We start from the raw sequence: 21,179 nt of genomic DNA on the forward strand, positions 1-21,179 counted from the left end.
TGCGAGCCTGCCGCGGCCAGTGCAGCGCGGCCATGGCACCTGAAGCGCCGGGAACGCGCCGCGACCGCCCTGCGATGCCCGCGATTCCATCAGATGCCGCCGCGGTCGGCAGCCGTGCCGCAGCGCGGAGCCGTCGCCGAAGCGGGCTTAACCCTCTGTTAAGTATCCGGTTGACGAACCGATGAATGGCGGGCCAATTACGGAAAGTTGGGTTTTCCCGGGAAGTTTATGCCAAGCATCGACAAGCACGATCTGGTTGCGGCAATCTACGCCGCTACCCTTCCTCCGGGAAATTTCGACCGGATGTTCGATCGGCTGGATGAGCTCCTCTTCGCCCCGGGGGCCGACGGCAGGCCGGACGAAGGCGTCGCCGCTCTGGTCGACGAAAGCGCCCTGGGCCACATCGAAAACGTTCGCTCGATCCAGGAGAGGCTCGTCCGGGCGCGGACCGACGACCAGAGGGCCACGGCCGTCCTCGAAGCGGTGCCGAACCCGTCCTATCTTGTTCGCCGTTCGGAGACCGTCATCGCCGCCAACGCGATGGCGCATGCGCGGCAGGACCGCATGCCCGCCACCCTGCGCGACCTGCTCGCCGATCCGGGAATTCTACGGCGCGTTCGGGAGTACATGGCGTCGGCCGATACCGGCCGGCTGCTCGCGGTGGCCGGCCATGCCGATCCGCTGAGCCGCACACAGACCAGCGTTCTGGTGAAGCGGGTCGAGAACGGCTTCCAGGACGCCTCCGAGGAGCCCGTCTACCTGCTGTCCATCGTCGATTTCGGCTTCGACGAAACGGCCGTCGAACTCTTTCGCAGCGCCTACGGGCTCACCCATGCCGAGGCGCGCGTGGCCGTGCTGCTCGCCAGCGGCCTGCGGCTGCCGGACGTCGCCGCCGAGCGCGGCGTTTCCGTCGACACCGTGCGGACCCAGATCAAGCTCATCAAGAACAAGACCTCCGTCCGCGACATCCCGGCCCTGGTGCGCCTGCTCTGCGGCTTCTCGGCCGGCGTCCTCGGTCCGGCGTCGAGACCGGCCGAGCCGGTCGTCGCGCAGGCCGGCCCGGCGCCGGTCAAGGCTCGCCGCCAGATCGTCCTGCGCGACGGCCGCCGCCTGCAGTATGTCGAGCAGGGCGCAGCGGACGGCGCGCCCGTGCTGATGCTGCACAACCTGCCCTACGGCGCGGAACTGCCGGAGGCAGCCATCCGGCAGGCCCACAGGGACGGCCTGCGCATCCTCGCCCCCTTCCGCCCCGGCTTCGCCGGCTCCGACAAGGTCGCCGCGGCGAGCGACGACGATCTGATCGACAGGGTCGCGGGCGACATGCGCGACCTGCTCGGCCAGCTCGGCATCGCCCGCGCCGTCGTCGTCAGCCATTCGACGTCGGCGCCCTTCGCCCTGCGCTTCGCGCGGCTCCATCCCGAGCACGTCACGCGGCTCCTCGCCGTCGGCCGAGCGCCGATCTGGCGCGACGAATGGCTGAAATCGACGCCGCAGCGCCAGCGCTTCATGCTGCGCATGGCGAGGAACCTGCCGCAGATGCTCCCGATCGTGTCATGGGCGATGGTCAGCGTCATGGAGACCGCCTTCGCGCGCGACTTCGTCGTCTACAATTGCCGCGACAGCGAAGCCGACGTTCTCGCGATGCGACGAAACCCCGAGATCGCCGATCTCATCGCCAGGACCTCGGTCGAGGCGCTCCGCAACGGTGTCGAAGCCTTCAGCCGGGAAACCTGCATCACGCTGCTCGATTTTTCGCAGGAGGCCCGATCGACGGCGCACAGGTTCCAGATCCTGCACGGGCGCGACGACGCCATCGTGCATCCGTCCCAGTCGCTCGCCTTCGCGGACGTCGTTCCGGGAACGACCGTCGAACTGGTCGACGGCGCAGGCCAGCTCCTCTTCCTCAGCCACTGGCAGGAGGTCTTCGACGCCATTCGGCGCCGGCAAGGCGTGGCGCCGCAGGCAGCCGCCTGACTGCCCGGGCTTTCCCGGCCAGTGAGCGGGCGGTGGCGGTCTGCCCGGCAGGCGAAACGGCCGCTACTGCAGCAGCCGCCCGCCCGTCTGCTGGTGCGGATGGCCGATCGAAGGCTGTCCGTGGAGCGTGTCCGTCGCCTCCGGCCCCTGCAGCCCGGCCGCCACGATCGACACCCGGAAATTCCCTTCCAGGCTCTTGTCGAAGATCGCGCCGACGATGATGTCCGCCTCGTCCGTCACTTCCGCGCGCACGCGCGACGCCGCCTCGTCGACTTCGAACAGCGTCATGTCCATGCCGCCGGAGATCGACACCAGCACGCCCTTGGCGCCCTTGATCGACGCCTCGTCGAGCAGCGGGTTGGCGATCGCCGCCTCCGCCGCATTCCTTGCCCGGCCCTCGCCCGACGCCTCGCCGGTTCCCATCATCGCGCGTCCCATGTCGCGCATGACCGAGCGCACGTCGGCGAAGTCGAGGTTGATCAGGCCTTCCTTGACGATCAGGTCGGTGATGCAGCCGACGCCCGAATAGAGCACGCGGTCGGCGATCACGAAGGCGTCGGCGAAGGTCGTCTTGGCGTCGGCGACCCGGAACAGGTTCTGGTTGGGGATCACGATCACCGTGTCCGCCACCTGGCGCAGCCGCTCGATGCCGGCCTCGGCCATCTGCATCCGCCGCCGCCCCTCGAAGGCGAAGGGCTTCGTCACGACCGCGACGGTGAGGATGCCGGCGCGCCGCGCCGCCTCGGCGATGACCGGTGCCGCGCCCGTACCGGTGCCGCCGCCCATGCCCGCCGTCACGAAGCACATGTGCGTTCCGGCGAGGTGGTCCATGATCTCGTCGATCGATTCCTCCGCCGCCGCCTGCCCGACCTCGGGCAGCGAGCCGGCGCCGAGCCCCTGCGTCACCTGCGCGCCGAGCTGGATCAGCTTCTGCGCCTTCGACATGGCGAGGGCCTGCGCGTCGGTGTTGGCGACGATGAACTCCGCCCCCTGCAGCTTCTCGGCGATCATGTTGTTGACGGCGTTTCCGCCGCCGCCGCCGACCCCGATGATGGAAATCTTCGGCCGCATCTCGGCGATGGGCTTGGTGTGATCGGCCATGACTCTTCTCTTCCGGCAAATGCCCGCATGTCGGGGCGCGCGCCGGACGCCGCTGGCCTCCGACCGCTGCTTCGAATCAGCCCCTCTCCCGCCAAGGAATCAGACTCGGCGGCACGCTGCAATCGCTCTTTGACTGGCGCGGAGCGATTGCTCTTCCGACGGTGCGGCCGCGGCTCGCCGGCCGGGCAGACCGTCGCGAGGGGCAGGCCCGCCGGGAGACGAAAGACGCCTATAGCGCCACGCACTGGCCGATGGCGAGCGCCTTCGCCTGCGAATGAATGAAATGTGCCGCGGCGAGATCCTGGGCGGCGATGCCGAGCGAGCGGTAGACCGTGATCTCGTCGCGCGACGAACGCCCGGCTCCATCGCCTGCGAGGACCGAACCGATCTCCCCACGCAGGTCGTCGGCGGAGAAGCGCCCCGCCGCGATCATGTCGACGATTTCGCCCGCCTGTGCGAGCGTCGACGGCAGATAGTCGACCCAGATGGCCGCGCGCTCGACGAAGCGGTCGTCCACCTCCCGCATGGAGGGGATCGACGAGCCCACGACGTTGACGTGGCACCCGGCCGGCAGCCAGTCGCCCATCAGGATCGGGGTCGCCGACGCGGTGACGGTGCAGACGACGTCCGCGTCTGCCACCGCCGCCCGCACGTCGCTCCCAGACGTGAAGACGACGCCCGGATGATGCTCCGACGCCTTCCGGCAGAAGTCGACGGCCTTCTCGGCCGATCGCCCGGCGACCGCCACCCGTTCGATCCGCCGCACCGCCAGCATCGCCTCGAGATGGTGCTCGGCCTGTTCGCCGTAGCCGATGATCGCCAGCGAAGTGACCTCCTCGCGCGCCAGCGCCCGCGTCGCCACGGCGCTCGCGGCTGCCGTCCGCACCGCCGTGAGCAGGCTCGCATCCATCATGGCGACCGCCTCGCCGGTCTCGGCCTCGAAGAGCACGATCGCCCCGCGATGCGAGGACAGGCCCTTCGCCGGATTGCCCGGAAACAGGCTGACCAGCTTGACGCCGAAGCAGGCCGGATCGGCGAGCGCGCCGGGCATGACGCCCATGCGGTTTCCCCCGCCCACCGGCACGACGCTGCGCAGCGGCAGTTCGGCGCGGCGCGCCGACACCTCGATCATGGCGCGCTGCACGACGTCGATCGCCGTCTCCATCGGAAACAGCGCCGCCACGTCGGCATGGCTGAGCACGATCATGCGCTGCGCTCCGGCCCCGCGCCCCAGTCGTGCCCCGTGCCGCTTAGCCCCATGATCTGTTCCAGCATCGCAGTATAGAGCGCCGGGCGGGCGATGTAGGGAAAGTGCCCGCCATGGAGGTAGCGATAGGCGACCGCCGGCCGCAGCCGCGCCCGCACCGCCGCGCGCATCTGCGGCGGGATCAGCGGATCGTCGTCGGCCTCGACGGTGAAGATCCGGTCGCCGGGCAGGCCCATCGGCGGCAGTTCCTGCGCCGTCTTCAGCGCGTCGAGCCGCGCGCGCAGTTCCGGTTCGAGGATGCGCCCGCCCGCCTCCTGCAAGAGCAGGTCGACGAGATCGCTCTGGTCGGGATGCGCCTTGCGCCAGATCTCCATCCCCGCCCCGAAGCCGGCGCGCAGGTCGCCGATCGGCGCCGCCATCAGGTCGAGCGAATAGGGCGGCCGGTCCTTGATGCCTTCGGCCGAATGCAGCGTGTTCGCCGCGACGAGCGCCTCCACGCGCTCGGGTGCGATGCCCGCTATCTGCTGCGCCAGATAGCCGCCGAGCGAACTGCCGAGCACGGTCGCGCGGCCGATGCCGAGCCGGCCGAACAGGGCGAGCAGGTCCTGCGCCCAGTCGACGACGCCGCCGCTGTCGGGATAGCTCACCGCCACGATCCGGAGCCGGCCGGACAGCGCCTCGATCTGGTTCCAGAAGATGTCGCCACGGCCGAGCGTCCCCGGGATCAGGACCAGCACGGGCCCCTTGCCGACGTCCAGGTAGCCCCAGTCCCGCCCGCCGAGGATGGCGCGCTGTTCGGGATGACGTGCCGCGAACGCATCGCGGGAATGGATGAGAGGATTGCTCATGACAGGGGATCCGGTACGGCGGGCCAGTAGTCTCGGGCGCGCCTGGTGTAGGGGATGTTGGCGTAGTCGGGCGTGATCGAGCCGGGCGTGGCGACGGGAATGACCTTCGCAGCGATCGGATTGAAGCCGGCCTGGTAGTGGTTCGACGACTTGACGCAGACATAGCGCCGCTCAGCCAAGACGATCCCGAGCTGTTCGAAGGCCTCCGGATGGAAGGTCTGCCCCCGCACGTCGGTGATCACGATGTCGATGCCGTCCGCTTCCACCCACACCGCCTCGCCCATCGGCGCGGGCAGCGTGCCGAAGCGCTGGGTCAGGCCGGACAGGCATCTGCGCACCGTCACCACGAGGTCGAGCGGGTCGCCCGACATCGGGCCGCATTTGCCGCCGAGCCGCAGCGGCAGGGTCGCGCCCTCGCCCGCCTCGCGGCAGATGCGCACGGCCACCGGATCCCAGAACAGCCCGGTCGCGACCGATGTCATGCCGCGCTCGATCATCGCGCGCAGCAGGAATGTCGCGTCGGACGGCGCACCGCCGCCGGGATTGTCGGAGACGTCGGCGAGCACGACCGGGCCGCGCGGCTCCGCCTCAGCCTCGTCGAGCGCGCGTGCGATGTCGGCCATGTCGGGCAGCAGCTGATGGCGGATCGCGTAGAGCGACCGTCCGAGTTCCTCGGCCACGGCCTGCGCCCGCTTCGCGTCGCCGTCGACGATGGCGAGCGCCCGCGCGCCGGTGCGCTCATGGTCGCCCCAGGGAAATCCATGCGCGATCGACAGCGACAGGATGCCGCCCCTGCCCTCGCGCGCGCTCATGGCATCGACGAAATCGCGCATCGGGCCCTTCGGCGTCGGCATCGCCAGGATCATGCGGCAGTCGAAATCCCGCATGACCGGCCGGATCTTGCCTTCGGCCGCGTCCGCCGCCAGCCGGAACAGGTCGTCCGCCCGCTCGGGAATGTCGACATGCGGATATTCCTTGAAGCAGACGAGCAGCGAGGCTTGCGTGAGCATCGTCTCCGTCAGGTGGCAGTGCGGGTCGAGCAGCCCGCCGATCACCGCATCGGGCGCAGCCCGCCGGCAATGGGCGATCAGGTCGCCCTCGCAATCGTCGTAGCCGTCCGCGATCATCGCCCCATGCAGCGCCAGGAGCACGACGTCGGCGCCGCCGCAGCGGGCGAGATCGGCCGCGATCTCGTCGCGAAAACCCTCGTAGACCGAGCGCACCGTCAGGCCGGCCGGCTGGGCGTGCGCCGACAGCGATTCCACCACCTCCCAGCCGCGCGCCTCGGCGAGCGCGCGCCAGATGTGCAGCGGCGCGGTGAAGTATTCCTTCGGGTGGCGCGTCGCGTCGCCATGCCGGATGCCGGCTTCCGCGAAGCTCAGCAGACCGGTCGGCAGGGGCGAGAACGAGTTGGTTTCGGTGCTCAGGCCCGCGATGAACAGCTTCATTCGATCAAGTCTCGCTCGTTTTGTCGGCATGTGCCGTGTCGTCGCGCCCCGCAAGCTCCGACGCCAGCACGGCAAGCATGTGGATGAGGATGATGGCGAGCGCGACGGGAACCGCCGCGGTGAACCAGATCATCGGAACGCCGAGCATTTCCGCCTGCCGCTCCAGGCTGCGCCCGAGAAAGCCGCGCGCGACGTTCATGCCCGGCGCGAAGATGCAGAACCACAGCACGGGTCCGACGAACACGACGACGCCCGCCGCGCGCAGCAGCGACAGGACGACACCGGTGCCGCCGCGGATCGCGAGCATCGCCGGAAACAGCACCGGGTTCGCGCCGGCCCGGAAGGCGCAGGACGCGCCGAGCATGCCGGCCCACACCATGGCGCGCCGCGCCAGTTCCTCGGTCCAGATCGGCGGCGAGTCGAAGATGTAGCGCGCCACCGTCTGCCACAGTGCGGCGCCCAGCATGATGCCGAGCGCGGCCACCGCGAAGGCCATCGCGATGTGGTCGATCCTCGCCGACAGGCGGTCGAGGCCCATGGCGAGGGTCTTCATGGTCGCTACTCGCCCTTGGCCTTGCGCCATTCGGCGAGCTGTTCGGCAGTGATCAGGCCGCTCTGATAGGTCGGCTCGGACGCCTTGCGGAACTCCGCGCGGGCTTCCTCGGACAGTTCGACGACTTCGACGCCCGCTTCCTTCAGCTTGTCGATGACCGCGCCCTGCGTGCCGAGCCAGTCGCGGTTGGCCTTGTCGGCGGCCGCGATGGCACCGTCGACGACCGTCCGGTCGGCCTCCGAAAGACCGTCGTACCACTGCTCGGACATGATCACGATGCGCAGCGACGGCGACACCGCCGCGTCGGTGAAATGCTTGATGAAATCGGTGTGGCCGAACAGCAGCGGCACGAAGGCCGGGTTGAGGTAGCCGTCGGCGACGCCGGTCTGCAGCGCGTTCGGCACCTCCGCCCAGTTGACGACGGTGCCCGCCGCGCCCCAGGCCTCGTAAAGCTCGATCTGGCTCTCGTCGAGCGCCCGCATCCGGAGCCCCTTCATGTCGGCGACCGTCTCGACCTTGCGCTTGGTGTTGAAGATACCGCTGGCGGGGCCGACCGTCGTCATCGCCGCGACGCGAACGCCGCCCGGCGTCGTGCCGGCATTGATCTTCTCCAGCATGCCGCCCTCGTAGAGCGCCTTGTCGACCTCTTCCATGTCGGCGAAGAAATAGGGCAGCCGCAACCCGTAGATCAGCTTGTCCAGCGACCCGACGATGTTCAGCGGCGCCAGCGCCACCTCGACGAGGCCCTGGCTGACCTGGTCGAACACCTCGTCGTCGTTGCCGAGCGCGCCGCGCTGGAATTCCTCGGCCTTCAGGCCGTTGGCGTTCATGTGTTCCACGAAGGCATGCGCCCAGACGTAGCTGCCGGAACCGCTGAGGTCCGGCGGGCTGTCGAGCGAGACCTTCACCTGTGCGAAGGCGGCCGGCGTCAGGGCCAGCGCTGCCCCGATCGCGGCAAGGAATGCAAGGCGTCTCATCGATGTTCTCCCGTTGTTGTCGTCGAAGTTCCTCTGGATCGGTCGGCCGTCATCCTCCTCCGGCCAATCCGAATGCGCGCGGCAGCGCCAGCGAAAGGTCCGGCAGCGCGATCAGCACCGCCAGGACGAGGATCTGCACCGCGACGAAGGGCAGCACCGCCCGCGCCAGGCGCCAGTAGTTGATCCCGGTCACCGTCGCGACCATGATCAGGCAGCCGCCCAGCGGCGGCGACACCAGCCCGATGCACAGGTTGAAGCACAGAACGATGCCGAGATGGACGGGGTCGGCCCCCTGCGCCAGCGCGGTCGGCGCCAGCAGCGGCACGAGCAGCGCCAGCGCCACGGGGATGTCGAGGATCATGCCGGCCAGCAGGAACAGCACGTTGATGGCGATCATGTAACCGACGGGGCCGAGCCCCATCTCCCGCACGAGGTCGGAGATCGCTTCGGGAATGCGTTCGAGAGCGCTCAGATGGCCGAGTGCCGATACGGCGGCGATCAGGAGGAAGATGGCGCCCGACAGCATCGCCGTGCGGCGGAAGGCCTGCCACACCTCGCTGAAGGCGAGACGCTCGTAGTGGCGCCCGCCGAGCCAGGCGACGGCCACCGCGACCGCCGCCGCCTCGGTCGGCGTCATGATGCCGAAGACGATGCCGCCCATGATGATCCCGGGAACCAGCAGCGCCGGCAGGGCATGCAGGAGGGCGGGGAAGAAGGCCGGCACCTCGTGCTTCTCCAGCCGCGGATGGTTCTGTGTCCGCGCATAGACGGCATTGAGCACCATCAGCGCCGCGGCGAGCAGCAGGCCCGGGACGATGCCGGCGATGAACAGCGCCGTCACCGACGTGCTCATCAGAGCGCCGTAGAAGATGAGGATGATCGAGGGCGGGATGATCGGCCCGATGATCGAGGAGGCGGCGGTGACGGCGGCGGCGTAGTCGAGGCTGTAGCCGCGCTCGCGCATGGCCGGCACCAGCGTGTTCGACACGGCCGCCGCATCGGCGACGGCCGAGCCGGAGATGCCGGCGAAGAAGACGCTGGTCATGATGTTGACGTGGCCGAGACCGCCGCGCAGCCGCCCCACCATCGCCATTGCCAGGTCGATCAACACCCGCGTGATGCCGCCGCGGTTCATCAGTTCGCCGGCCAGGATGAACAGCGGCATGGCCATCAGCGCGAAGACGTCGATCTTGGAGAAGATCTGCTGCGGCAGGACGGCGAGGTAGCGCGTGTTGTCGGTCGCCACGAAGGCGAGCACCGCGGCGGCGCCGATCACGTAGGCGATGGCGAGGCCGGAGCCCAGCAGGAGCAGGCCGACGATCGGCACCAGCCAGATCATGCGCCGCCTCCCAGGCGTTCGGCCCCGAGCATCCACGGCTCGACGCCTTCCGCCGCGACATCGTCCGGCACCGCGCGCCCGAGCACGAGCGCCGCCGCGGTGCGCGACAGGGCCGGCGCGCTCTGGATGCCGTAACCGCCCTGCCCCGCCAGCCAGAAGAAGCCGGGCGCATCGGGCGCATAGCCGGCGACCGGGGCCTTGTCGGCGACGAAGGAGCGAAGGCCGGCCCATTTGTGCTCGATCCGCCGCACCGCGATGTCGAAGGCCGTCTCGATCCGGTCGATGCAGATGGCGACGTCGAGCTCTTCCGGCTGCGCGTCGCAGGGCGCGGACGGCGTCTCGTCGGCCGGGGAGATCAGCAGCCTGCCGGCGTCGGGCTTAATGTAGAACTTTTCGTCGACGTCGACGACGGCCGGCCAGACGGCGGGGCTGTCGGGCATCACGCCTTCCGGCGGATCGATCAGCACCGCGGTGCGGCGCTTCGGCACCAGTCCGATGCGGGAGACGCCGGCCATGGCGGCGATCTCGTCTGCCCAGGCGCCCGCCGCGTTGACCACGACGGCTGCGCGGAAGCGGCCGGAACGCGTCTCCACGACCCAGTCGCCCGCCACGCGGCCGAGTGCCGTCACGCCGGCATGGGTCCGCACCACGCCGCCCGCCGCCTGCAGCGCCTTGAGATAATGCTGGTGCAGCGCGTCCACGTCGATGTCGGCGGCGGAATCGTCCATCATCGCCTGGGCGACGTGCCCCGGCCGCAGCAGCGGCATCTGCGCCTGCGCCGTGTCAGGGTCGATCGGGCGCACCGCGTCGCCCAGTTCCGACACGAGTTCTGCCATGCCGTGCGCCTGGTCTTCCCGCGCGATGAAGAGCACACCGCGATCCTTCAAGAGCGGATGCGCGACGAACGGACTTTGCGGATTGCGGTAGAAGGGCACGGAAGCCCGCGTCAGCGCCCGGATGACCGGTGGCCCGTAGGCGGCCGTGAACAGCGCCGCGGAGCGCCCGGTCGTGTGATAACCGGGCCGGCCTTCTGCCTCGATCAGGAGGATGCGTCCCGCGCCGGCCAGCTCCGCGGCCACGGACGCTCCTGCCATGCCCGCGCCGATCACGATGATGTCGTAGACGTCGTCAGCCATCCGCATCCCCTCCTGACCAGAAGCTAGCATCGATTTTCCGATCGGAAAAGATCATTTTCCAATCGGAAAATCACTTTCCCCCCGGGGTGGTCGGCCCTAAAACGGAGCCATGCTGCAGATGGAAAAGGCCGATACTCAGCGCATCGAGTTCGGGAAGCGCATCCGCGCGCTCCGGCGCGACAGGGGCTGGACGCTGGCGCAGGTCGCGGAGCGATCGGGCCTCGCCGTCTCGACGATCTCAAAGGCCGAGCGCGGCGTGATCGCCCTGACCTACGACCGGCTGGCGCAACTCGCCAATGGCCTCGGCGCCGACATGGCGGCCTTCTTCGACGCTGGCGGCAGCCGGTTCGAGGACGGCGCCTTCGCGGTCGCCCGCAAGGGCGAGTTCAGCCGCCAGGAAACCAGCAACTACGTCTACGAGATGCTGTTTCCGGAACTGTGGCAGAAGGCCATGACCCCGATGATGGGCACGCTGAAGGCCCACGACATCCTCGATTTCGAGGAGTTCGTCCGCCACCCGGGCCAGGAGTTCCTGGTGGTTCTGGAAGGCACCGTCACCGTCCATCTCGAAGGTCGCGACCCGGTCGTGCTCCACGAGGGCGACTCGATCTATTTCGACAGCGCGCGGGGCCACCTCTATGCCTCGAGCGGCGAGACCGACGCGCGGATCCTCGTCGTCTGCGCCGGCCCGCGATGAAGCATGTCCCCCGCATGCGGGGAACGGTTTCGGGAGACATGCGCGAAAACGGAGACCTGAAGGGTACGAAGCGGATCTGAAGGATCGCGACGCGCTTTGGCGGCGGGCCGTCAGGCCCGCACGACCTCCTGGTCGAGCGCGCCGAACGGCGTGCCGCCGTCATCCGCCCGCGCCTCCATCCGAACCCGGTCGCCGAAGGACAGGAAGGGCGTCTTCGGCGCGCCCTCACGCAGGATTTCCAGCACGCGGACTTCCGACAGGCAGGACGAGCCGGCCTGCGGATCGTCGTTCGACACGGTACCGGTGCCGATGATGGTACCGGCCGAAAGCCGCCGCGTCGCCGCGCAGTGCGCGATCAGCTGCGCGAAGGAGAAGGCGCCGGCCCCGCCATGGGCGCGCCCGACCTCGCGGCCGTTGATGGCGACGTGCAGCCTGAGCTGGATGCGCCCGTCCCGCCAGTCGTCGCCCAGTTCGTCCGGCGTGATCGCCACCGGCGCGAACGAGGTCGAGGGCTTGGCCTGGACCCATCCGAAGCCGCGGCTCATCTCGTAGGGTGCCAGCTTGCGCAGCGACCAGTCGTTCAGCTGCACGAGCAGGCGCACGTGTTCGAGCGCCTCGTCCGGCGTCGTCCCCATCGGCACGTCGCCGACGATCACGCCGAACTCGCCCTCCATGTCGATCTGGTGCTCCTCGGCGACGAAGGGCATCGGCTCGCGCGGGCCGCGCAGGTCGTCGCTGCCGCCCTGGTAGACCACCGGCACGGTCTCGAAATCGGGGATCGGCGGGGCGTTGAAGGCCTTTTCCATCAGCCGGCCGTGATGCAGGAAGGACGAGCCGTCGAGCCAGGCCGCCGCCCGCGGCAGCGGCGCCATGCAGCGCGCGGGATCGAACGGCGCAGCCCCCGGCACCCGGCCGGCGTCGAGGTCCGCCGCCAGCGATTGCAAGGCGGGTGCCGCGCTGTCCCAGTCCTCGAGCGCGGCACGCAGGCTGGGCGCGATCGCGTCTGCCGGCGTCGCCAGGCTGAGGTCGCGGCTGACGATCCAGAGCTGGCCGTCGCGGCTTCCATCCTTGTAGGTGGCGAGTTTCATGCGTGTGTCTCCCCGGCTTTCGCCCCTGTTCCTGCCGCTGCAGGCTGTCGTCGTTTGCTTCCCTATGCCAATCGCGCGGCGGGCGACAGGCCCCGTCCGCCGCATGCGGACCGCGTCTGGACCGGACGCCGACCGGTCGGCGTCAGATCGGCTGCGCCAGCGCGCCGAGCGTCATGCGCATCAGCCGGGAGTGCTCCTCCTGCGTGCCGTGGCCCTGCTCGATCTCGGCGAGACGGCCGGAATTCTCGACCACCATCCGGCACCGCTCCCAGCGCCGCTGCTGGAACGCGGCGAGCGCCGTCGGCAGATTGTCTGCACGCGCGAGTTCCTCGGCGAGCACGATGGCATCCTCGAGCCCGATCATCGCCCCCGCCGCCATGTGCGGCGTCGTCGCGTGCACGGCGTCGCCGATCAGCACGACCCGGCCCTTGTGCCATGGGGCGGGCAGCAGAAGCTGTTCGAGCGGCCGGTAGACCACCTGGCTGTGTCCGCCGAGATCCTCGGCCACCGCCTGCAGCGTGGGCGACGGGAACCGCGCCAGCAGCGCCTTCAGCGTCGCCAGCTGCGTCTCCGCGGGCACGTGGTCGTTGCTCGGCCGGTCCTCGGTCAGGAACAGATAGGACTGCGTGGCCGAGACGTGGTTGATCCCGGCCTTCAGCTTCGGCCCCATCCACATCGCGGTGGTGGGAAGGTTCGCCGGCCGCGGGATCACGGCCCGCCAGACCGCCTGCCCGACATAGCGCGGCTTCGGGGCCTCCGGCCACAACGTCCGTCGCACGGCGGAGTAGAGACCGTCCGCGCCGACGACCAGATCGTAGTCGGCCGTCGTTCCGTCGGTGAAGCGGACATGACAGGCGTCCGCGCCGTCCTCGATCCCGGCAAAGCTCGCTCCGAGCCGCACGGTGACGCCTTCTCCCCTGACCTTCTCGGCCAGCAGGCGCGCCAGCAGCGGCCGCATCGTTCCGCCGTTCCCGGGTATCCCCTCAACCACCGAAGGCGTCGGCAGGCTCGCGAGAATCTGGTCCTGCGGGCCACGGATCTCGACGCCGTCGCTCATCGCTCCCTCGGCGCGGAAAGCGTCGAGGATGCCGAGCGTCCGGAACGCCCGGAACGTTCCGCCGTTCAGGCTGATGCCCGCCCCGTAGCTGCGCCAGCCGGAATCGATCTCGACGAGGTCGACCTCCGCCCCCGCGCGTTTCAGCTGGATGGCGGCCGCCATGCCCGAGAATCCGCCGCCGATCACCAGCCCCCGTCGTACCGTCGCGTTCATGTCCTCTCCTCCCTCTGTCTCAGGCGCACGGCGCCCGCCTCGTCAACCGTCAGCGGCACGCGGATCAGCCGCTTGCCGAGGCACGGTCCCTGCACGCAGGCTCCCGTCTCGATGTCGAACCAGGCTCCGTGCGCATGGCACGCGATGTGGTCGCCGGCGCCGTTGAGATAGGCGTCGCGCTTCCAGGCCATCGGCGTCCCGCCCTTGTAGTGCGGGCAGAAGTCGCGCCAGCCATGGACGCGCCCTCCCCGGCGCACCACGATGACCTTGCAGGCCAGACCCGGCACCTCGAAGCCCCGCGCGCCACCCTCGGGCAGGTCGTCGAGGTCGCAGAGCCGGGTCAATGCCCCGGCTTGGGCCCGCCGCTCGGCGCCCACTTGTCGCGATGCTGGAACAGGAAGGCCTGCGCCGCCTCCGCCCCCATCGGCGCCTCGCGCGGAACCCAGTCGTCGTCATGCGTGTCCATGTCGGCGTCGAACTCGACGTTGCAGCCGAGCGGGCTCTTGAAATACCAGAACCAGTTCGAGCCGAACTTGTGGCGTCCCGGCCCCCAGAAGCTCTCGTATCCCGCCTTGATCATCTTGCTGCCGGCCAGCATCAGCTCGGTCGGGCCACCCATGTGGAAGGCCAGATGCTCGCAGCCCTGCATGTAGGGCGGGGTGCGGATGAAGAAGTGCGTGTGGTGGTCGGCATTCGCCTGCGGACGCAGGAAGGGTCCGGTGCCGGTGAAGGTGTCGGTGATGCGGAAGCCGAGCCGGTCGCGGTAGAAGGCGACCGCGGGCTCGATGTCGGGCACGAACAGCACGACGTGGCTGAGCGTGCGCGGCTTCGTCGGCATGTCCTGCCAGACCCCGATCTGGTTGGGCTTGCGGCCGAAATCGCCTGGCGCGTTGACCTTCTCGGCCGGCAGGTCGAGCGGCCTGCGCGTGGTCACCCGGAACGACAGTTCGAAGCCCTGGTCGTCCTGCGTGCGCAGCGACCCGTCGGCGAGCCGCAGGACCTGACGGTCCTTGCCGAGTTCCGCCGCGACCGCTTCCATAGCCGCCTGGTCGACGACGCCCAGCACCTGCATCCGCAGCATGTTGCCGGTCTTCAGCGCCGGCGGCAGCGAGGGGTCGTCGCGGCGGCGGATCTCGAGGCCGGTCCCGTCGAGCGACAGGAAGTGGCCGCCCTTCTCAGGCGTGTAGTCATGGGCGTCGAGCCCGTAGGCGGTGAGGAATTCGTGGCAGGCGGGCACGTCGTCCACGCCGAAGACGAGGGAATCCGGTCCGATGATCTGCATGGATCTGTCTCCGTGGGTCAGGACGTGCGGCCGCCGAGGCACTCGGCGACGAAATCGGAAATGCAATCGAGCGCGGGACCGGAATTGTCGACGCTGGAATGCATCACGCCTCCGGTGCGCTCGTCGAAGATCACCAGTTCGCGGCGCGGGCTGTTGACCAGCTGCTCGTAGGTGCGATGCGCCCATTTGAGCGGGATCTGCGTGTCGTGCTTGCCGTGGGTGACGAGGAAGGGCACGCGGATGCGGTCGAGCACGCCGTCGAGATGCATGTGCTCGGCCTTCTGCATGAAGTCGTCGACGTCTTTCGCGCCGAACACCCAGCAGGCATGCGCCCAGTAGTGCGGCACGGGGAAATCGCCGTCGCGCTCCAGGCGCCGCTTCTGCACGTCGCGCCAGTCATGGTTGGCGCCCCAGCTGACGCCGCAGGCATAGCGCGGCTCGAAGGCCACCGCCCGGGGCGCATAATATCCCCCGAGGCTGACCCCCTCCATGCCGATCCGCGCGGCGTCCACGTCCGGCCGCGACGCCAGCCACTCGTAGACCGGCGTCGCCCAGTGCTCGGCATCGTGGCGCGCGACGATGTCCTGCAGCCGCAGCGCCTCGCCCGTGCCCGGCTGGTCGAGCACCAGCGAGGCGATGCCGCGCCTCGCCAGGAACCCCGGCAGCTGCGCCATAAGCCGCATCTCCTTGGTGCTGTCGAAGCCGTTGACCTGGACGAGCAGCGGCTGCGGCCCGCTCGCGCCCTCAGCCGGCACGAAGATGGCCGCCAGATGCTTGCCGGCATAGGGAATCTCGACGCGATGCGCGCCGGTCCCGCCCAGGGCCAGCGCCTGGTAGAAGGTCGCGAGGTGCCGCCGGTAGAGCGCAAGCCGCCCGTCCGAGCCGTGCGCCTGCATCCGTTCGGCGATGATCATGTAGTTCGCCGCCCGCATCAGCTTGCCCGACGCCGACAGGGTGCGGCCGCGCACGAGGTCGTCCTCAGCCAGCCCGCACAGCCGGTCGGCCATCCGCTCCCAGCTTTCGCGGAAGGCGCGGGTCCCCTCGGCGTCGGGCGCCTTGGCGGCCTCCGTCAGCGGCGCGCACATCTCGGCGATCTCGCCCATCCGTCCGCCCATCTCGATCGACAGGTTGACGGAGAGATCCCACACGTAATTCGTCGGAAAACAGCGAAACACGCGGCTCCTCCTGTCGCGGCTTGATGGCGGGACCCTAGCGACCCTCTTGGCATTGATGAAATTGTAAGTTTCAATGCGAGGTATTCACGGAATTTGAGGATAGGCCGTGCGCTTCAAGAACCTGGACCTCAACCTGCTCGCCGCGCTCGACAAGTTGATCCGCCTGCGCAGCGTCAGCCGCGCGGCAGAGGAACTGTCGATCACCCAGTCGGCCATGTCGAACGCGCTCAACCGGCTGCGCCAGCATTTCGACGACCCGCTGCTCGTCCAGGTCGGCCGCCGCATGGAACTGACGCCGCGCGCCATCGCCCTGGAACAGCCGGTGCGCGACATCCTGGTGCGGATCGACGCGGCGGTGGCCACGCCGCCCGGCTTCGAAGCCGCGACCTCCAGCCGCCGGATCGGCCTGATGGTCTCGGACTACAGCCTCAGCACGGTCGTGCCGCCCTTCCTGGCGGCGGTGGCGCGCAAGGCGCCCTCCATGCGCTTCGACGTCAAGCCGCAGCAGAGTCTGCCGCAGTTGCAGCTCGAGCGCGGCGACACCGACCTCCTGATCGCACCGGGAATCTACTGCTCGCCCGACCACCCGTCGGAACGGCTGCTGATGGACCCGATGGTCTGCGTCCTCGACGCCGACCATCCCGCCGCGCGCGACGGGCTGACGATGGCGGCCTTCCTTGCGGCCGAGCACGTCGTCATGCTGCCGCCGAATGCCGGCGAGAGCTATGCCGCGCGCGTGCTGCGGGAGGCGGGCCTCGCCGTCCAGGTCGCGGTGACCAGCTTCTCCTTCGCCTCCCTGCCGGATCTCGTGCGGTCCACCCGGCGGATCGCGCTGGTGCAGGCCCGGCTTGCGCGCCGCATGGCGAGGCTGGGCGGTCTTGCGGTCCTCGACCCGCCGCTCGACCTTCCCCCGCTGGAACAGCGCATCCAGTGGCATTCGATCCGCGGTCAGGATCCGGCCCTTGCCTGGCTGCGCAGCGAGCTTCACGCCAGCATCGCGGCGGATCGGGGCTGACGCGCTCGACTATCATCAGAATCAATGGCTGGCATTCAACCAATCAAATTTCCAAAGGTATTCCGTCTCTGTAGCTTTCCAGCCGGTCGGGCCGACCCCTGTCGGCCGGCAAGTCTTGAAGGGAGGAACACCATGAGACGCCACCTGATCGCGGCGCTGCTGTGCGGCGCATCGCTTGCGGCCTGTACGGCCGCATCCGCCGAAACCCTGCTCTTCGGCACCTCGAACGCCGAGCAGCATCCGATCGTCACCAAGGTGCTGAAGCCCTGGGCCGACGCGGTGAACGCCGAGGGCGGCGGCGCCGTCAGCATCGAGATGCGGCACGGTCCCACGATGGTCAACCACGAGAACTACTACGACCGCGTCGTGGACGACGTCGTCCAGGTGGTCTGGGGCATGACCGTCTTCGATCCCGGCCGCTTCCCGCGCATGCTGGTCTCAACGCTGCCGCTGATGGTCGAGACGTCGCAGCAGGGGTCGCTGGCGCTCTGCCGCCTGCACGAGAAGGGCGCCTTCGGCGACGAGACCGGCGCGATCGTGCCGCTGCTCTTCGTCCAGTTCCCGCAGTCGGCCGCGCACCTGAACGGCGCCGAGCTCACCGCGATGGACCAGCTCGCCGGCAAGAAGATCATTTCCGGCAGCCCGATCTCGGCCGCCATCATCCAGGCCTATGGCGGCACGCCGCTGTCGATCACCATCACCGAGCAGTACCAGGCGCTGCAGCGCGGCACCGCCGACGGCACCATCATGAACTACACCGCCTTCCCGGGCTTCCGCCTCAACGAGGTGACGACGAACCATCTCGACCTGCCGCTCGGCGGCGCGCTCGGCCTCGTCTTCATGGCGAAGGACCGCTGGGATGCGCTCTCCGACGAGGCCCGCGCCGTGCTGACGAAGCATTCGGGCTGCGAGGCCTCGCGCAACGCCGGCGCCACCGTCGACGGCTGGGAAGCCGAGGCGCGCGGCTTCGTGGCGGCCAACGGCAGCCACACCTTCTCGGTCGGCTCCCCCGAGCAGGTGGCCGAACTCGTCGCGCGGCTGGGCAGCCGCATCGAGGCCGGCTTCGCCGAGCGCGTTCCCGGCGGCGCCGACCTGATCGCCGGCTTCCGCGAGGAACTCGCCGCCGCGAAGCCCTGATCCGCGGTCTCTCCCCTTCCGGCCGGACGGGAAACGGCCGGCAGCCCCCGGGCTCGCCGGCCGTTCTTCGTTCGGGAGAAAGCGCGCGGTTCTCGCCGCAGGTCGAAGACCAGGGCCGCCGGTCAGTTCATCGTCGACGGCAGCCAGAGCGACAGGGCGGGGAAGGCCACCAGCAGCACGATCTTCACGAGGTCGGCGAGCACGAAGGGGAGCACGCCGCGCATCACCGCCGACAGCGGCACCTCGGGCTGCAGGCTCTTGATGACGAAGAGGTTCATGCCGAAGGGCGGCGTGATCATGCCGGTCTCGACCACCACCAGCATCAGCACGCCCCAGAACAGCATGTCGTAGCCGAGGCCGATCACCAGCGGCGTCACCACCGGCACCGTGATCACCATCACGGCGAAACTGTCCATCACCGAGCCGAGCAGGAGATAGAGCACGATCAGCGCCGCCAGGATGACGACTGGCCGCGCGTCGAAGGAAGCGATCCATTCGGCGGCCATCGTCGGCGTCTGGCCGAGATCGACGAAGAACGAGAAGGCGAGCGCGCCGAAGATCAGGCCGTAGATCATCGCCGTCGAGGCGGTGATCTCGGAAAACACGCCGAGCAGGCTCGTCCGGTTCAGCCGGCCGCGCGCCAGCGCAAGCAGGAACGAGCCCACGGCGCCGACCGCAGCACTTTCCGTCGCGGTGAATACCCCGCCATAGAGCCCGCCGATCACCACCGCGAACAGGAGCGCGACCGGCAGCGAACCGCGCAGCGCGGCAGCCAGATCGCTCGCCGACGACGGCTCGGCCGCCGGCGCCGCGCCGGGATCGAGCCGCAGCACGATGGCGATGGCCGCGAAGTAGAGCAGGACGGCGAGCAGCGCCGGCACCATCGCCGCGACGAAGAGGGCGCCGATCGACTGTTCGGTGAGCAGCGCGAAGAGGATGATCACGCCCGACGGCGGCACCAGCGCGCCGAGCGTCCCGCCGGCCGCCACCGTGGCGCTCGACAGCGTCGGCGCATAGCCGCGCTGCTTCATCTGCGGCAGCGCCATCCGCCCGAACGTCGCCGAGGTGGCGATGGAATTGCCCGAGACGGCGCCGAAGCCGGCGCAGCCCGCGACGGTGGCATAGGCGAGCCCGCCGCGGAAGCGGCCCAGCACGGCGTTCGCCACGCGGAACAGGTCGTCGGACACGCCGGCCACCACGGCGAAGGCGCCCATGATCAGGAACATCGGCAGCGTCGACACCTGCTCGTTGCGCAGGAAGTCGAGCGCGTCGGAGGCGAAGGTGTTCGCCGTCGCCGGTCCGCCGACATAGGCGAGCGTGCCGACGAGCCCGATCATGGCCGTGACCGTCGCGAGCGGCAGCTGCGCCAGCACGCCGGCCCAGAGCAGCAGGAAGGCGAGGATCACGGCCGCAGCCGGATGGCCCGTCACGGCGCCCGAAAAGCCGTCGATATCCAGGGCGATCCAGAGGCCGGTCGCCAGGGCGAAGGCGATCAGCGTGCCAGCCAGCGCCAGCACCGCCGGGCTCGACCGCGATCCGCGCCGCACCGCACGCGCGGCACGGACGTCGTCGATGGCGTTGACCAGCTGCACCAGCGCCGCGATCCCCATCGACACGGCGACGGCGAAATAGGTCGGGGCCAGCGGCCACCGCAGGATCGAGGTCGCCCTGCCCTGCGCGTGGTAGCGCAGCGCCAGCCCGAACACCCGCCAGGCCAAGAGCGCGAAGAAGGCGAGCAGCAGCAGCGAGCCGGCCACCTTGAGCCAGGCGCTCAGGCGCGGCCCTGTCATGTGCCCGAGCAGGTCGATGCTGAGATTGACCCGCCGCGCCGCGCCCGCCGGCAGCGTCGCCGCGATGGCGACCGCGAAGACGGCCGACATGATCTCGTTCAGCGCCACCACCGAGGCGCCGAACAGCCATCGCCCCAGCACGTCGATGCAGATCACGAGCGCGCCCGCCAGGATGCCCGCGACGGCCACGAGCGAAAGCGCTCCCGTTCCCGCCAGCGTCAGGCGCGCGAGGCCGCCGCCATTCGGCAGGGTGCCGGCCTGGAAAGCCTGCGTCATGACGTCCTCCCGCTCTCGTCGTGAACCGGCGCGCGCCGCACCGGCGGCCTGCGTCACGCGTCGACCAGGGCGACCGGCCGGCACCATCCGGCCGAGCCGCGCTCCACCTTCACCGGCAGCGCGATCACCTCGAAGCCGGTCGGCGGCAAGAGGTGCAGGTTGGCGAGCTTCTCCATGTGGCAGTAGACCGTGTCGGCGCCCGCCTTGTGACCCTCCCAGAACACCGACCAGTCGCCGGTCTCCCGCGCCCGCGCGGCCTGGTAGGCGAGCGGCGGATCCCAGCTCCAGGCGTCCGTGCCGCAGACCCTGACCCCCTGCCCGGTCAGGAACAGCGTCGCCTCGCGCCCCATGCCGCAGCCGGTGCCGACATAATCGTCCTGTCCGTAGCGGGCGCCGGCCGCCGTGTTGACGAGCACGATGTCGCCCGGAGCGAGCTGGTGCCCGATCCGCGCGAGCTCCGCTTCGACCTCTGCCGCCGTGACGGTGTGGCCGTTCGGCAGATGGCGGAAGTCGAGCTTGACGCCGCGCCCGAAGCACCAGTCGAGCGGCACCTGGTCGATCGTCATCGCCGGCTTCCCGCCGTCCATCGTCGGGTGATAGTGCCACGGCGCGTCCATGTGCGTGCCGTTGTGCGTCGTGATCCGGCAGCGCTCCGCGGCCGCCCCCGCCCCGTCGCGCAGCGCACCGGGCGGCACGCCGAACATCGCCTCGAACTCGCGCCCGCCTTCGGCATGGCCCATGTAGTCGATCTCGGGCCCCAGTCCCGGCGGATCGGACCTGATCCCCGCCGTCAGCGCGACCGCGAGGTCGATGATCGTCCTGGCCATACCGAATGCTCCTCCACGCGGCCGACACGTTAGCCGCAG

Annotated in this window: 19 protein-coding genes; 4 read left to right on the top strand and 15 right to left on the bottom strand. The window is 69.7% G+C overall.

All coding sequences use genetic code 11. From position 1 onward, the window contains the following. The first annotated feature begins 303 nt into the window (after positions 1-303). Positions 304-1,974, top strand: coding sequence for a bifunctional helix-turn-helix transcriptional regulator/alpha/beta hydrolase (locus IAI54_RS13135; protein WP_187972760.1), 1,671 nt, complete (start codon positions 304-306; stop codon positions 1,972-1,974). 63 nt (positions 1,975-2,037) lie between these two features. On the opposite strand, the gene ftsZ is transcribed toward IAI54_RS13135, so the two are convergent. The 8 genes from ftsZ to IAI54_RS13175 all read right to left on the bottom strand — a co-directional run bounded on the left by ftsZ (position 2,038) and on the right by IAI54_RS13175 (position 10,583). Further along, positions 2,038-3,075: a cell division protein FtsZ gene (gene ftsZ / locus IAI54_RS13140; protein WP_187972761.1), complete on the bottom strand. Its 1,038-nt coding sequence runs from the start codon at positions 3,073-3,075 to the stop codon at positions 2,038-2,040. A gap of 229 nt (positions 3,076-3,304) precedes the next feature. Beyond that, positions 3,305-4,282: an ornithine cyclodeaminase family protein gene (locus IAI54_RS13145; protein WP_187972762.1), complete on the bottom strand. Its 978-nt coding sequence runs from the start codon at positions 4,280-4,282 to the stop codon at positions 3,305-3,307. Beyond that, the gene (locus IAI54_RS13150; RefSeq protein ID WP_187972763.1) at positions 4,279-5,130 is read right to left on the bottom strand and encodes an alpha/beta fold hydrolase; all 852 of its coding nucleotides are present in this window, start codon (positions 5,128-5,130) and stop codon (positions 4,279-4,281) included. The genes IAI54_RS13145 and IAI54_RS13150 overlap by 4 nt, the downstream gene beginning before the upstream one ends. After that, a complete protein-coding gene (locus tag IAI54_RS13155; protein WP_187972764.1) occupies positions 5,127-6,578 on the bottom strand; it encodes a M81 family metallopeptidase in 1,452 nt (483 codons plus the stop codon). Before IAI54_RS13155 ends, IAI54_RS13150 begins: the two co-directional genes overlap by 4 nt. A gap of 4 nt (positions 6,579-6,582) precedes the next feature. Next, positions 6,583-7,131, bottom strand: coding sequence for a TRAP transporter small permease (locus IAI54_RS13160; protein ID WP_187972765.1), 549 nt, complete (start codon positions 7,129-7,131; stop codon positions 6,583-6,585). 5 nt (positions 7,132-7,136) lie between these two features. Further along, positions 7,137-8,108, bottom strand: a complete 972-nt coding sequence (locus IAI54_RS13165; protein ID WP_187972766.1) for a TRAP transporter substrate-binding protein — start codon at positions 8,106-8,108, stop codon at positions 7,137-7,139. Between the two features lie 49 nt (positions 8,109-8,157). Then, a complete protein-coding gene (locus IAI54_RS13170; protein ID WP_187972767.1) occupies positions 8,158-9,447 on the bottom strand; it encodes a TRAP transporter large permease in 1,290 nt (429 codons plus the stop codon). Continuing rightward, the gene (locus IAI54_RS13175; protein WP_187972768.1) at positions 9,444-10,583 is read right to left on the bottom strand and encodes an NAD(P)/FAD-dependent oxidoreductase; all 1,140 of its coding nucleotides are present in this window, start codon (positions 10,581-10,583) and stop codon (positions 9,444-9,446) included. Before IAI54_RS13175 ends, IAI54_RS13170 begins: the two co-directional genes overlap by 4 nt. A 118-nt stretch (positions 10,584-10,701) precedes the next feature. Between IAI54_RS13175 and IAI54_RS13180 the strand changes: the two genes are divergently transcribed. Next, complete coding sequence (locus tag IAI54_RS13180; RefSeq protein ID WP_235679352.1) at positions 10,702-11,280, top strand: helix-turn-helix domain-containing protein; 579 nt, start codon at positions 10,702-10,704, stop codon at positions 11,278-11,280. A gap of 110 nt (positions 11,281-11,390) precedes the next feature. On the opposite strand, the gene IAI54_RS13185 is transcribed toward IAI54_RS13180, so the two are convergent. The 5 genes from IAI54_RS13185 to IAI54_RS13205 all read right to left on the bottom strand — a co-directional run bounded on the left by IAI54_RS13185 (position 11,391) and on the right by IAI54_RS13205 (position 16,095). Then, positions 11,391-12,368, bottom strand: a complete 978-nt coding sequence (locus IAI54_RS13185; protein WP_187972770.1) for a fumarylacetoacetate hydrolase family protein — start codon at positions 12,366-12,368, stop codon at positions 11,391-11,393. A gap of 142 nt (positions 12,369-12,510) precedes the next feature. After that, complete coding sequence (locus IAI54_RS13190; RefSeq protein ID WP_187972771.1) at positions 12,511-13,638, bottom strand: FAD-dependent oxidoreductase; 1,128 nt, start codon at positions 13,636-13,638, stop codon at positions 12,511-12,513. Beyond that, complete coding sequence (locus IAI54_RS13195; RefSeq protein ID WP_187972772.1) at positions 13,635-13,982, bottom strand: Rieske (2Fe-2S) protein; 348 nt, start codon at positions 13,980-13,982, stop codon at positions 13,635-13,637. The genes IAI54_RS13190 and IAI54_RS13195 overlap by 4 nt, the downstream gene beginning before the upstream one ends. After that, positions 13,979-14,920, bottom strand: coding sequence for a VOC family protein (locus tag IAI54_RS13200; protein WP_187972773.1), 942 nt, complete (start codon positions 14,918-14,920; stop codon positions 13,979-13,981). Before IAI54_RS13200 ends, IAI54_RS13195 begins: the two co-directional genes overlap by 4 nt. A gap of 17 nt (positions 14,921-14,937) precedes the next feature. Next, the gene (locus IAI54_RS13205; protein WP_187972774.1) at positions 14,938-16,095 is read right to left on the bottom strand and encodes an alpha/beta hydrolase family protein; all 1,158 of its coding nucleotides are present in this window, start codon (positions 16,093-16,095) and stop codon (positions 14,938-14,940) included. Between the two features lie 106 nt (positions 16,096-16,201). On the opposite strand from IAI54_RS13205, the gene IAI54_RS13210 reads away from it, so the two are divergent. Both IAI54_RS13210 and dctP read left to right on the top strand, forming a co-directional pair. Further along, on the top strand, positions 16,202-17,110 hold the full coding sequence (locus tag IAI54_RS13210; protein WP_187972775.1) for a LysR family transcriptional regulator: 909 nt from the start codon (positions 16,202-16,204) through the stop codon (positions 17,108-17,110). 132 nt (positions 17,111-17,242) lie between these two features. Next, complete coding sequence (gene dctP / locus IAI54_RS13215) at positions 17,243-18,247, top strand: TRAP transporter substrate-binding protein DctP (protein ID WP_187972776.1); 1,005 nt, start codon at positions 17,243-17,245, stop codon at positions 18,245-18,247. Positions 18,248-18,369: 122 nt separating this feature from the next. Here dctP and IAI54_RS13220 read toward each other — a convergent pair whose 3' ends face one another. Both IAI54_RS13220 and IAI54_RS13225 read right to left on the bottom strand, forming a co-directional pair. Then, positions 18,370-20,313, bottom strand: a complete 1,944-nt coding sequence (locus tag IAI54_RS13220) for a TRAP transporter large permease (protein WP_187972777.1) — start codon at positions 20,311-20,313, stop codon at positions 18,370-18,372. Positions 20,314-20,366: 53 nt separating this feature from the next. Beyond that, positions 20,367-21,140: a cyclase family protein gene (locus IAI54_RS13225; RefSeq protein ID WP_187972778.1), complete on the bottom strand. Its 774-nt coding sequence runs from the start codon at positions 21,138-21,140 to the stop codon at positions 20,367-20,369. Between the last annotated feature and the right edge of the window lie 39 nt (positions 21,141-21,179).

It is taken from the genome of Aquibium microcysteis, from assembly GCF_014495845.1.
GTDB lineage: Bacteria > Pseudomonadota > Alphaproteobacteria > Rhizobiales > Rhizobiaceae > Aquibium > Aquibium microcysteis.